General features: G+C 54.9%; 11 protein-coding genes and 1 tRNA gene. 3 read left to right on the top strand and 9 right to left on the bottom strand.

Features of this window, described 5'->3' with window-relative positions; genetic code table 11:
• The 4 genes from LBF07_RS16735 to LBF07_RS16720 form a co-directional block, all read right to left on the bottom strand.
• Positions 1 to 1,575, bottom strand: coding sequence for an iron ABC transporter permease (locus tag LBF07_RS16735; RefSeq protein ID WP_165356691.1), 1,575 nt, complete (start codon positions 1,573 to 1,575; stop codon positions 1 to 3).
• Positions 1,576 to 1,599: 24 nt separating this feature from the next.
• Positions 1,600 to 2,616, bottom strand: coding sequence for an iron ABC transporter substrate-binding protein (locus LBF07_RS16730; RefSeq protein WP_039263996.1), 1,017 nt, complete (start codon positions 2,614 to 2,616; stop codon positions 1,600 to 1,602).
• A 355-nt stretch (positions 2,617 to 2,971) separates the two neighbouring features.
• Positions 2,972 to 3,802 carry a CPBP family intramembrane glutamic endopeptidase gene (locus LBF07_RS16725; protein ID WP_094934730.1) on the bottom strand — a complete coding sequence of 277 codons (831 nt, stop codon included), beginning with the start codon at positions 3,800 to 3,802 and terminating at the stop codon, positions 2,972 to 2,974.
• Between the two features lie 102 nt (positions 3,803 to 3,904).
• A tRNA-Arg gene (locus LBF07_RS16720) sits at positions 3,905 to 3,981 on the bottom strand.
• 278 nt (positions 3,982 to 4,259) lie between these two features.
• On the opposite strand from LBF07_RS16720, the gene LBF07_RS16715 reads away from it, so the two are divergent.
• From LBF07_RS16715 to fimZ, 3 genes are all read left to right on the top strand, one after another.
• A complete protein-coding gene (locus LBF07_RS16715) occupies positions 4,260 to 4,958 on the top strand; it encodes an EAL domain-containing protein (protein WP_126327570.1) in 699 nt (232 codons plus the stop codon).
• Between the two features lie 24 nt (positions 4,959 to 4,982).
• Entirely contained in the window at positions 4,983 to 5,711 is a 729-nt protein-coding gene (locus tag LBF07_RS16710) for a response regulator transcription factor (RefSeq protein ID WP_048975481.1), read from the top strand.
• Between the two features lie 800 nt (positions 5,712 to 6,511).
• On the top strand, positions 6,512 to 7,144 hold the full coding sequence (fimZ, locus tag LBF07_RS16705) for a fimbria biosynthesis transcriptional regulator FimZ (protein ID WP_032661427.1): 633 nt from the start codon (positions 6,512 to 6,514) through the stop codon (positions 7,142 to 7,144).
• Between the two features lie 51 nt (positions 7,145 to 7,195).
• Here the strand turns inward: fimZ and sfmF are convergent, their stop codons facing one another.
• Genes sfmF through fimI form a run of 5 tightly spaced genes read right to left on the bottom strand, consistent with a single transcriptional unit; the run spans position 7,196 to position 12,575 of the window.
• A complete protein-coding gene (sfmF, locus tag LBF07_RS16700; protein ID WP_039263992.1) occupies positions 7,196 to 7,717 on the bottom strand; it encodes a fimbria assembly protein in 522 nt (173 codons plus the stop codon).
• Between the two features lie 9 nt (positions 7,718 to 7,726).
• Positions 7,727 to 8,734, bottom strand: coding sequence for a type 1 fimbria D-mannose specific adhesin FimH (gene fimH, locus LBF07_RS16695; RefSeq protein ID WP_112778344.1), 1,008 nt, complete (start codon positions 8,732 to 8,734; stop codon positions 7,727 to 7,729).
• Positions 8,727 to 11,288, bottom strand: coding sequence for a fimbrial biogenesis usher protein (locus LBF07_RS16690; protein ID WP_094934732.1), 2,562 nt, complete (start codon positions 11,286 to 11,288; stop codon positions 8,727 to 8,729). The genes fimH and LBF07_RS16690 overlap by 8 nt, the downstream gene beginning before the upstream one ends.
• A 14-nt stretch (positions 11,289 to 11,302) precedes the next feature.
• Positions 11,303 to 11,995 (bottom strand): type 1 fimbria chaperone FimC, encoded by a 693-nt coding sequence (gene fimC, locus LBF07_RS16685; protein ID WP_032661434.1) that lies wholly within the window; start codon positions 11,993 to 11,995, stop codon positions 11,303 to 11,305.
• Between the two features lie 34 nt (positions 11,996 to 12,029).
• A complete protein-coding gene (fimI, locus tag LBF07_RS16680; protein ID WP_023310642.1) occupies positions 12,030 to 12,575 on the bottom strand; it encodes a type 1 fimbrial protein subunit FimI in 546 nt (181 codons plus the stop codon).
• Between the last annotated feature and the right edge of the window lie 26 nt (positions 12,576 to 12,601).

Raw genomic sequence — 12,601 nt, 5'->3', positions numbered from 1 at the left:
TCATAGCCCTGCAATTTTTTTCGACTGCATATAGAGAATGGCGGTCAGCGGGAGTGAAATCAGGATCATCAGCATCGCGTAAGGCGCGGCGGCAACATAGTCAATTTCACTGGTCAGCGCCCAGAATCCGGTGGAGAGCGTGCGCGTGCCCAGCGGAGAGAGCAGCAGCGTGGCGGTCAACTCGTTGCTGACGCCGAGGAAAACCAGCGCGGCCCCCGCCGCCGCACCCGGCGCGGCCAGCCGCATCGTGACGCTCCAGAGCGCCTTCGCGGGCGTGCTGCCCAGGCTGCGCGCCACGTTCTCCAGTTCGACCGGCGCCTGCGCAATCCCCGCCCGCAGGTTGATGAGCGCACGGGGCATAAACATCAGCAGGTAGGCAAGGAACAGGGTAATTTCCGTCTGGTAAATGGGACGGGCGTAGTGAATGGTGACGGTGACCAGCGCCAGCGCCGTGACGATGCCCGGCAGCGAGCTGGTGATATAGATGCACCCTTCCAGCATCCGGAAGATGCGGTGCGGATAGCGGATACCGAGCCACGCGATGGGGATCACGCACGCCGTCGTCAGAAGCGCGCCGCCCACGCCGAGCATCAGCGTCTGGCGCAGGGAGTGCCAGAGATCGGCACTCATCCAGTTTTGCACGCCGCCGAGCCAAATCCAGCGACACAGGACAATTAACGGCACGCCCAGCGCCAGCACGATCAGCACGATGAAAAACAGCTGGCCCAGCGCGGCGGCCGCAGGCTTCAGCGGCCAGCGTTTCTGCTCGCGCGCGGCCCCGGCGCCAATGCGCGCGTAGCGTGCTTTTCCGCGCGTCACGCCCTCCAGCATTAATATAGCCAGACAGCACAAGGCCAGCACGCCCGCCAGCATGTTCGCCGCCGGGCCGCTGAAGGTAGACTGGAACTGGTCATAAATTGCCGTGGTGAAGGTATCAAAGCGGATCATCACGTACAGGCCATATTCCGCCAGCAGGTGCAGCGCCACCAGCAGCGCGCCGCCACAGATAGCGAGCTTGAGCTGGGGCAACACCACGCGGAAAAAGACCCGCCAAGGCGGCGTTCCCAGCGAAGCGGCGACATCTTCAAGCGTCGGGTCAAGGCGACGCAGCACCGCCGCAACCGGCATATAGATAAACGGATAGTAGGCAAGAACCGAGAGGAACACGCCCGCGGAGAGCCCGTGCATGGAAGGGACAGCGCTCACCCAGGCGTAGCTTTGCACAAACGCGGGGATCGCCAGCGGGGCGACCGCCAGTGCGGACCAGATCCCTCGCCCGGCAAGCTGCGTGCGCTCCGTGAGCCAGGCGATTGCCACGCCCGTCACGATACACAGCGGAACCGCTAAAGCCGTCAGCCACAGCGTGTTGCTGAGCAGCTCAGCAACACGCGGGCGAAACACCAGCGCCTTAATGGTTTCCCAGCCGGTCTCAATGCCAATGGCAATGATAAAACCCAAAGGCAGAAGCGCCATTAATGAAAACAACACAGCTAACGCAACCATCGGCAGTGCAGGACGCCTGCGGGCAGGCTCCTGCGCTCTGTTTTTTCCGATGTCGAGACTCAGACCAGACATAAGACGTTCACTTCACTCTCAGGATCACAGCAGGCCGGCTTGCGTCATCAGCTCGATAACTTTTTTACTGTTGAGCGTTGAAGGTTCAACTTTCGGTGCATCAAGATCTTTCAGCGGGACCAGTTTCGGGTTTGAGGCCGCGTTCACGCCCACTGCATATTCAAAGGCGTTGTTGGTACGCAGGCTTTCCTGGCCTTCTTTACCGGTAATGTATTTGATGAAGGCCTGCGCCTGCGCTTTGTGTTTGCTGGATGCCAGCACGCCGCCGCCAGAGAGGCTCACAAACGCGCCCGGATCCTGGTGTTTGAAGTAGTAGAGCTGGGTGTTTTTGCTGTTTTCACCGGTTTTGGACTGATCGACAAAACGGTAGTAGTGATAAATCACGCCGCCATCAATCTGACCGGCATTGACCGCTTTCATCACGGTGCTATTGCCTTTATAGGCAACGAAATTGGCTTTCATCGCCTTGAGCCATTCCAGCGTGGCCTTTTCGCCTTTCAGCGCCAGCATCGCGCTCACGATGGCCTGGAAATCCGCGCCTGACGGTGATGCCGCCCAGCGGCCTTTCCACTCGGGTTTTGCCAGATCCATCAGCGATTCAGGCAGCTGCTTTTCGTTCAGCTTTTCCGGGTTATACACAAACACCGTGCTGCGGGCCGCGATGCCAATCCAGCGGCCGTGCGCCGGACGATATTCTGCCGGTACCTGCTTCAGGGTGTCTGCATCCAATGGCGCAAACAGGTTGGCATTATCCACCAGCACCATAGAAGGAGAGTTCTCCGTCAGGAACACGTCTGCCGGTGACGCGCTGCCTTCCTGAACCAGCTGGTTACCCAGCTCGCTGTCATCGCCATTACGCAGAGTGACTTTAATGCCGGTTTCTTTGGTAAAACCGTCAACCCACGACTTCACCAGGTTTTCGTGCTGCGCGTTATAAACAACGATACCTTCGTTGTTATCGGCGGCAACCGCTTGTGTGGAAAGGAAAAGGGATGAAGACAACAAGGCAAGCGAGAAGCAGGACAGCAGGCGAGAATTCATGAACATATCCTTTATAGACCAACGGGATTAACGACTCATAGCTTTGTGGGACAGGATTAAAGCATACAACAACGCTAATGATAATTAGTATCAATCGAGTTTAGTCGTAAAAGTGTAAAATTTCTTTTTAGCAGATTTTAGAATGATAAAAATCCAAATTTTCATGAGAGATAATTTTTAGATTAAGAAAACCTTAAGCCTGCCTACAGTGAAATTCATTAGCCTTCTATTCATTATGACGCGAAGGTAAATCTGTTATTCATGCGCCCGGCAGATATAAAAGCCCCGATCTTGCGGGGCTTTTTATGCTTATCCGGAGGTCGCTAAATTTATAAGGCGACTAATTTAAAAAGCATCACAAAACCGCATGAGGGGCATACATAGGATAGGTGAAGAACAATAAATGCACGCAGTTCAGCACAAAATGGAATAACGTTGCAACCCAGAGCCTGCCGCTCCACATCCACGCCAGGCCGTAAATAATGCCGGAGAGGCTGGCAAAAATAATCAGTAGTAAACCGCCGCTATAATGCATCAATCCAAAGATGACTGAGGCAATCAACAGCGCGACAACAGGATGAATAATCCGGGACAAGCGTTGCTGCAGGTAGCCTCTGAACAAGGCTTCCTCAGCCAAAGAGACGAAAAAAATATTCGCAAGGGCAAATTGAGCGAACCATTCTGGCGCATGCGGCTCAATTTTAAGTCCACCCAACGCAACAGCCAGAAGTAACAGCGCGGGTATCGCAAGAACCAATATTCCCCAGCCGACCTTGCCCGCTTTATAGAGGGGTTTTGCGACGAATAACGTTGGCATGCACGTAATTAAAAAGAACGGCACCACTGCCTTGTCCATATTAAAGTACATACTGAACGGTATGCTTTGCGGACCTACGACGACAGCATCCAGCACTTTGGGGTTATGAAAACCCGGGATCAGATGCAAAACCAGGGCAACGGCGATGGCCACGCACAGGCCTTCGACCAGATACGTATATTTATTATTTTTATTCCGTAGCCATTCAACAACAGACCAGCCAACGACGATTGATGCAATAACCAGCAGCGCCGGGGCGTCAAGAATACTCTGTTTCCAGCCGAGAAATGCCGTTAATCCCAGAATCAGGTAAGCCAGGCTTTTATTAAGGGAGAGTGCGGCAAGCGAAGTTGCGAGTAGATACCACATAAATGTCCTTCTTGACCGGTAAATTTTAGGGGCGATGTTCCAAATATGTCCCACAGCGGAAATCAGGAGGATGTGAAGGAGGCGTAACTCTATGAAATGAAATGGCACGCCCTGTAGGATTCGAACCTACGACCTACGGCTTAGAAGGCCGTTGCTCTATCCAACTGAGCTAAGGGCGCACTGATATGCGTGTACTTCGCGGTGGTGAAACGCGAAGAATTATACGGTCAATGGCAGGTGAGTCAATGCCTTTTCCGTTTTCAGGGCCAATTACCGCTAGCCGATTGTAAATACGGCTATTTTCTCAACATTTCGCCCTGTTTCACCGTAAAATTTAGCGCTGCGAAAAGGCTTAGTTGCATTTAAGTAACGCCTGCTGTTTTCCTGACCGTCAGCTCGTCACACTAGAGTCAGGTATCCCGGCCGCCTGGAGGCTGACAGACAACAGGACAATGGAGTGACAGCGCAAAACCTGATCGATACGCCCCCCCGGTTACAGTACATTTCTCAGGACATCGTCGGCATTAAGCTTGAGCCCATCGTCGCCCTTTCCTCCCTGCGCCTGGTTGGCGTGGAGGTACTTAGCGTTCTGTCCGACACGCGGCACAGCGAGGACTTTTTTTGCGAACGGTCCGCAGACTGGTCGATAGCGCTGCTTGAAGCGCAGCTTGCCGCGTTAAAAAATGCGCCGCACGGTCATAATCTTTTTATTAATCTGCCGATAACCGTCCTGACAGAGACAGCCTCTTTTCAGCGGCTTATCCGGTTGCCAGACGTGTCGCTCAATATTGAGATTGTCGATCTCGCGTCCTTTTTAGCGCTGACCCTCGTCGAGAAGCAGCATGTCGTTCAAAATCTGCGGCAACTTAGCAGACAGGGACACGCAATCTGGCTTGATGACGTGGATGACGTCACCGTGCAGTCGTTTTTATCCTGCCGACTCCCGTTAAGCGGCATCAAAATAGATAAGGAAGCATTCTGGCGTTTACGCGACACCCCTGCGCTGAGGCAACTGGTTTCCCTTTGCTTTCAGCTTGCCGGGAAAGTGCTTATTGAAGGTATTGAGACTGAACGCGATCGTACCTGGGCACTGCAGGCAGGCGCAGACCTCGGCCAGGGATATTACTGGCCGTCCTGGACATGGCCGGAGGATTAAAACGCCATTTCCAGGAGGGAGACCATGCGAATGACAGTGCGCCGTTACCGGCGGCGGCGTACAGGAAGTGATGCACTGGGATTTACGCGCTCACCTTTTGCTCCCCCCTTTTTCGACCGGCTCGAATTTTTGAGCCAGTCCATCAGCCAGCCCCGCAAAACAGACGCCCCGTTTATCCTTCTGGTGACGGAGGATCACTACCTGCGCACCGGTTTTCTCCACGGGCAGTTTCCCCTGAGCAGCTGCTGCGACTACGCCACGCTGGACGACGCCCTTATCGCTCAGACGCAGTGGCCCTCAGCCCGTCTGGTCGTGGATATTGAAAGCCGATCCACGGGGCTTCTGGAGAAACTGGATCAGTTGAGACGGCATAGCCTGTTTCCTCCGTTCCTGACGCCCTGGCTGTTGGTCCGGGCCGATAATTACGACACCCGCCTCTTCTGCAAAGCGGCAGGTCCCTTTCATGTGCTCGAACGTCAGCTGAACGCCGCCGCGCTCCAGCACAGCCTGCAGGATCCCCTCCCTCCGCCGGGAACCGAGAAAGACTGGTTCTCGCGCAACGAATGGCCCATTCTGCAGGAGCTATCCCGGGGCAAGACATTGCGTCAGATTGCCCTTATGCAGAATCGCCCCTATAGCCGCATTATCTATCGTCTCAGCTGCATCCTGCTGAAGCTGGGGCTAAGCCATCGCCAGGAATTGCTGCATCTTCTTAATAACCTCTCAGACTGCACGTTTTCACTCACCTCCTAACCCCTTATTTCCTAAAGCGGTTTAAGAATTTACTTACCACTTGCGTTGCGAAAATGTTAATTTTTAACAATATAATCGAATTTATAACTATTCCTAATTTATGGGCGCGAACCTTGTGAAATGCCACAGATTAGCGGAACGGCAGCACTTTCCTCCATCCGTTAAGCGAATGCAGAAGGCGTTAACAAGATGATAATGATGTAAAAACAAGCAGCTTAGCGACAACTGCCAGGAGTAAAAAGCAAAGCGGGCAGCACGTTCTCCTGTGCACCAGACGCCGTTATCCGGATCGGCGTAAGCACTTTCAGATGAAGGTCAGACGGCCTGCGAGGGCAATTTTCAACCTCACTTTTGCGGGTTCGTCCCTTTCAAAGAGGCGTATTTTTGTTAACAATTAATCAACATACAGAGATATCTGTTATTTTTTGTTATTACATAAAGATGAAAAAATGCGGTAAATGAGATAACAGGATATTTCCGCTAAATTTAAAAAAATAGCGATTCAGATCCAGAAGATAATACAAACCAATACCCTCATATTAATTTACAGGGTTTTCGGAAAAAACTTACCCTGTATAATAAGATGCGTATCAAATATGAATAAGAAAAACCTTTTTGCCAACACCAGCCTAATGAGATGACCGCGCTGAGGCATAGTTCTTTTCATTACGTAAACAAGGATGCTTTCGCTCTTTCCAGGGAAATACTACGGTATAGGGATCTGCACATTATATCCTTCCGGCATTTCGAGAGTTTTACCAAACTCTGCATAACGCTTTTAATAATCTGAGGCATTAAAAATGAAACCGGCATCCGTTATCATTATGGACGAACATCCTATCGTCAGAATGTCGATAGAAGTCCTGCTACAGAAAAATAAGAATATCACAGTCAAGCTCAAGTCTGGCGATAGCCATGAAGTCCTTGACTGTATCCGCAATCACCCTATCGATCTGGTGATCCTTGACATTGAACTCACGGGCACGGATGCCTTCTCTTTACTGAAGAGAATCAGGAATTTAAACAAAAACATTAAGGTTCTGTTCCTCTCGTCTAAATCAGAGTTGTTTTACGCAGGTCGCGCCATTCGCGCCGGGGCAAATGGCTTCGTCAGTAAACGAAAAGATTTGGGTGAGATCTACAACGCCGTAGAAATGATTCTGATGGGCTATTCCTTTTTCCCGTCAGAGACGTTGAACTTTATAAACCATTTGGGTTCCGGGAAAGGGATGGCAGTAGATATGCCATTATCGAATCGCGAGGTCACGGTATTACGGTATCTGGCGAATGGATTATCCAACAAGGAAATTGCTGAACAGCTACTATTAAGCAACAAGACCATTAGCGCGCACAAATCCAATATTTATTCCAAGCTGGGTGTGCAAAGCATCGTGGAATTAATTGATTACGCTAAAGCCCACGAGCTGCTATAACCTGAATTCACTCCCTGCAGCTTATCTGAGCTGCAGGGAGTGCGGTCAGTGCTAATTATAATTAATCATGAAGGTGGCATCCGCATCAGCCCGTCCGGGCTGAGGGTTATCGGCAGTGGCAATATAATTGGCATAAAATGACAGAATCGCATTTCCCTGCGCATCAACCGAGACCGGCTGGCTGGCCTGCTGAAGCGCCAGCCGCGTTTTATCCGCATCCCTGATCTCAACGGCGACATGGCTTGCAGTACTGGCGTCATTCAGCGCCAGCAGGCCGCTATTGCTTCCGTCGGCTTTACCCGAAAACGTAATGGACGCCGCGCCCGGCGGGCAGCCGGTCAGCTTCAGCGTAAACGGCATCGGCTGCGTGCGGCTCCCGGTGGTGCTGAGCTGTTTCGTGGGCCAGGTGCCCAGCGGGACAGCCTTGTCGCTGTCGCTGCCCTCAGCAACGCAGGTAAAATCGACGATATTGCCGTAGAGCCGAATGTTAATCTCGCCCAACGCGGTGTCCGCCTGAGCCTGCGTGCAAAGCGCAAAGAGCGCTACGGTGAGAAAACGGATCCTGTTTCGCATATCGGCTCCTTAGTCGTAATCCACGCGCAAATACCCGCGCGAGGTGAAGCGCCCTTCCGCTGGCTTATTGCCCGTCACGCTCACCGGCCAGACCCGGATCCCCACCTGCGCCTGCGCGCTGTCGTCGAGGCGGAACGGAATTTTGCTCGTCAGGTTGTTGGGCGTCAGCGGCGCCCCGCTCTCGCTGGCAATGATGAACCCCACATCCGGGTTATCCGACACCAGCACATTATCAGAGACTTTTTCCGCCTCGACGCGCATCGTCAGCATGGCGTTTGCCTCCACGTTGGTGCATTTAATGGCGATGGTTTTGCTTTGCGATGAGACGCCCTCCGGCTTGTTACCCACGCCCGCCTTGCTGAACAAGGAGGCGCCAATGTCGCCGAAATCAAACTCCACCACGTTACCGGCATTAATGGCGCAGCTTTGCGGCACCTGAATGGTTCCGCTGTAGCTGATGGTATAGACCGGCGTGGTTAACGGATCGGAAGAGGTAGTGGTGACGTAAACGCGGAACATGGTGGCACGCGGGATCACCACCATGTTGATAAAACGCCGGGTCACCTTAAGACGGAAGACCAGGCTGGAGTCCTGAACGCCAAACGGTTTGTTTTTGGAGACGTTAGGATGGCTCCCCATCTGGATATAGCTTTTTGGCGGGTAAAACACGCCAGCATAGCTGTCCGTGATTTTCATCGCCCCGTCCAGATAGTCGTTAAGCTTCAGATACTGATAGCCATCGCTGGTCCCCGTGACCGGATAATCGGTCACATAGCTGCGCTTGGTGGTATTCCCGGTCGTGCCCTTCGGGCAGACGGCATTCACCCCTACCCACTGCGATTTCTCGCTGAGCGTCACGACCTGCCCAATCTGGTTATTCGAGCTGTTGAATTTATCCGTCAGGTCGTAATGCACTTCCGTCGGCACGCCTTTTTCATTGACGCACACGGTCGCTAATGCGTTTGTCGCGGGCAGTAGCGCCAGCAGCGACAAGGCAAAGAGTTGAGTTTTAATCACAGCCGATCCCCTTAAGTGTGATTGCCTGTTGCAGGCTCTGTTCAGATAAGCTGTAAGGTGCGCGACACTGGGACTGCGCCCCGTCGCCCCACTGGATCAGCAGTTCGCCCTCCAGCGGCAGCCCACTCAGGTAAATTTGCCCGTCATCCCCCACCATGCTGGTCACGCCGCTTTTGGTCTCACGCACCACCGCGCCGAACGGCACCGGCTGGTTGCCGCGCGTTACCGTCAGCAGGGCGCGCACGCCAATGCGGGTATCAAAGCTGGCGCGCACCAGCGCGCCTTTGGTCGGCACCACGCTGCTCACGTTGTTTTCGATATCGGTGTTATTGCTCATGGTGTTGGTATCCAGCGCCACGCGGTTGTAGCGATAGACGGTGGCATACGGCATCACCGCGTAGCCTCGCCAGTCGGTTTTCACGCCGGTCTGGTTTTCAATACTGACGCCCGATGCTCCCGGCGCTTTGATCAGCACGTTGGTGTCGCCCAGCGGCTGGCTGAAGGTCACGCCGTCGGCGTGGCCGACCACCCCGCCGGAGAGCTGCCAGTTGAGATCGTGCTGATCGCGGGAATAGTTGTAGCCAACGCCCAGCGTGCCGTAGGTCGCCTGCCAGTTGGCGCTGGCGCTTCCGCTTGCGCCGTTGGTGCTGGCGTGTCCCTGGGTCACGCTGTAGTTCAGGTTGCGGTCCTCCAGCAGCGTTCCGCTGACGCCGGTTTGCCAGCTTGTGTCGCCATCGCTGTTTCGACTGGCGGATGCCGTAGCGTAGGCGCGGTCAATCGCGCTGTCCCGGCGATAGCCCTGACGGGTAAAGAGGCTGAACGGCACGGAGACGTTAAACGACGCGATCCGATCGGTGCCGTCTATCCCAACGGATTTGTTCCACGACCACGAGACGGAGTAGTTGATCCCCTTCACGCCGCCCGCATAGCCCAGCTGGTACCAGAGGTTCGTCTCGTCTGTTCCCCAGTAGGTCTGCTCGCTACCGGAGATATAGACCGAGCCGTAGTCCCCCAGCGACTGAGAGACGTTGAGCTGAAAGCGGCCTTTTTTATTCCACGTCAGGTTGTGATAGCTCTGCACGTCCGGCACATCGTTATCGTTCTGGCTCTCGGCATACTGATAGCCCTCCATTGAGCGCCAGGCGACATCGTCGAGGGTGTAAAACCCTTTTGTGGAGTAGCGGTAGCCCAGCAGCTGGAAGTTAGTGCCGAAGCCGTTAAGGGATTTCGCGTAAAGGAAGCGCAGAGACTGCCCTTCGTGCCTGCTGTCGTCCGCGAGCTGGCTGCGGGCGTGGGTGATATCGAGCGAGACCGCGCCCCAGTCGCCCAAGTTTTTCCCGGCCCCGACGGCCACCGCGGTATAGCGTGACGCCAGCTGCGTCCCGCCGTAGAGCGTGTAACCGTTGGCAAGACCGGTAATCAGGGTGCCCTGAGTGAAGAACGGCGTATCCTGATCGCTGTTACCGCTGCGGTAATCCCCGGCAACGAGGTCATACTTCCAGCGCCCTTCACGCTGCAGAAGCGGCACGGTGGAGTACGGCACGGTATAGCGCTGCTGGGTGCCGTCTTTCTCTTCGACCGTGACTTCCAGGTCACCGCTTGAGGAGGTCGGGTTAAGATCGGTAATCGCAAATGCGCCCGGCTGGACATAGCTTTGATAGATAACGTAGCCGTTCTGGCGAACCACCACTTTGGCAGGCGTACGGGCGATCCCCCGCACGGTCGGCGCGTAGCCCTGCAGGCTGTCCGGGTACATGCTGTCAGACGAGAAGAGCCGCCCACCTCGAAAACCCATGCTGTCGAAGACGTCATTCCCGGTATTGCTGTCGCCCAGCACCAGTTCGCTTTTGAGCGGGATGACGGTGCGCTGCGCCCAGGTGCCAATATTCTGCCACTCGCTGTGCCGCTGCCCGTTATTCTGCGTGTACCGCCATGCGCCGTTGTTACGTAAACGCCAGGCGCCATAGTTCAACCCGCTCTGCAGGTTCAGATAATAGCTGTCGTCTTCGCTTCCCCGGTTACCGGTGAAGCTGTAGTTCACCAGCGCGGCGGGAATGCCTTCATCCCACTGTTCAGGCGGAATGTAGCCCCGGGCGCTGTTTTGCAACGCCACCTGCGGCAGGCTGACGTCCAGACGCTGAGAGGCAAAATTGAATACCGTTTCGCTGCCGGGTATGGCCGTGGCCAACGGAACGCAGGTGTCGCCCTGCACCTTAGCCAGCTCGGGAAACGCCGCGACGTTGACGCCAAAGCGATCGAGCATCGCGCGCGTAATGCACGCCGACAAACCGCCCGCCACCGGCGGCGTGTTCTCGGCCTGCTCGAAACGCACGTCCTGGGTACCGATAAACTCATCGTTACGCCAGATATCCACGCGATAAACGCCGGGTGCCTGCTGGTGTCCTTGTTCAAAACGCGACAAATCCGCCACGCTGGCGGTGTCGTCCGACAAGAAGGCCGGGTTGAAATAACTTTCGCTCCAGCCAGCCTGCGGCCAGAGCGCAGCCATCAGCGCCAGTGCAACCGGGCAGTAACGTCTCTGGTGCTTTTTCATCGCCCTGACTCTGCTCACAGGTTGACGCTACGCGCCGGAGTGATGGCACCGTAGTCATTCACGCTCTGCCAGGAAAGCGTACCGCCAGCACCGGCTGGCAGCACCTGCTGAGCCGAGCTTTTCGGCGCAACCATCAGGTTATCCAGCTGCTGCCCGCCCAGCTTCAGGTTGACGAGGGTGATGTAATACGGGGAAGCGTTGCTGACTTTGAGATGGCTGCCCGCGCGCTCAAACCGCAGCTGGGAAAGCGCCTCTTCCGGCTGCATCGCCAGGTTGTTCGGGCGCACAAACAGCTTGATGCGTGAGAGGATCGCCAGCTGCAGCACGTTATTGTTTTCCGTTTTCGCTTTGTTCACCGACGGGATCGCCTTCACGTTCATGTAAAAGAGCGATTCGCGATCGGCAGGCAGCGCTGGCCCGGCGTAAATAATACGCAGCGTGTTTTCACTGTTCGGCTCGCTGACAAACAGGGGCGGAGTGACGGCAAAGGTTTTTTCTTTTTGCCCGCTCGCATTTTCGATCCACGCGTTAATTAAATAGCGTTCCTGTTTGTTGCTGTTGGTGATCGCCAGCGACGTTTGCTTCGCCTCTGCGGGATAAATAACGCGCGTGGCCCCCAGCGCAATACCGCCGGAAGCATTTGCGCAGGCAGAAACCATCATCAAAATAAACGATAAAAAAAGTCCTGGTTTAATTAGGGTATTCATCACAACCGTACCTTTAATAATGTGTTCGCAGGTGTTATGGATAAATCAACGTAAACCAGACATCCGACTGAATTTTGCCTGGCTCGAGGTGTTCGGAAATAGCCCGATAGCGGGCGCTAAAATGGAACGCGAGCTCGCGGGTATCGATCGGCAGCCAGCTGACGGCCGTGGCATTTGGGATAATCTGACGCTGCTGTTCGTCAAAAAGCGCCAGCCCCACGCCGCTGCTGACGGGCGTTTCACCCGGCCGCGAGGTCGCCAGAAAGACCTGCGGATCTTCTGCGGGCGTCACGCCCTGAAACTGGATCCCCACGGTGCGCGAAACATCAACGCTGCAATCCAGCAGCCGCACGGTAAAAGGCACGTTAACCGTGGAAAAACTGCCCACACCGGAAAATGAATTGGTTCGGTACTGCCCCATGTCGATGCGCATATTCTGGCTGTCGGGCGCCACGGCGCAGCCGCCGTTCACCAGTTCACCTCTGAGATGAACCTTGCCACCTTCGATCACCACGGTATGCGCCGATGCCGGGCAAGCCATCGCAAGGGTTAACAGCAGTAGTGTTCCAGTCCTTGTCATCCTTCGTTCCTGGCATTAGCGTATGA

It is taken from the genome of Enterobacter cloacae complex sp. ECL352, from assembly GCF_020149545.1.
Lineage (GTDB): Bacteria > Pseudomonadota > Gammaproteobacteria > Enterobacterales > Enterobacteriaceae > Enterobacter > Enterobacter asburiae_B.
Note: the sequence above shows the minus strand (reverse complement) of the source record. Positions and strands in the feature narration are given on the sequence as shown.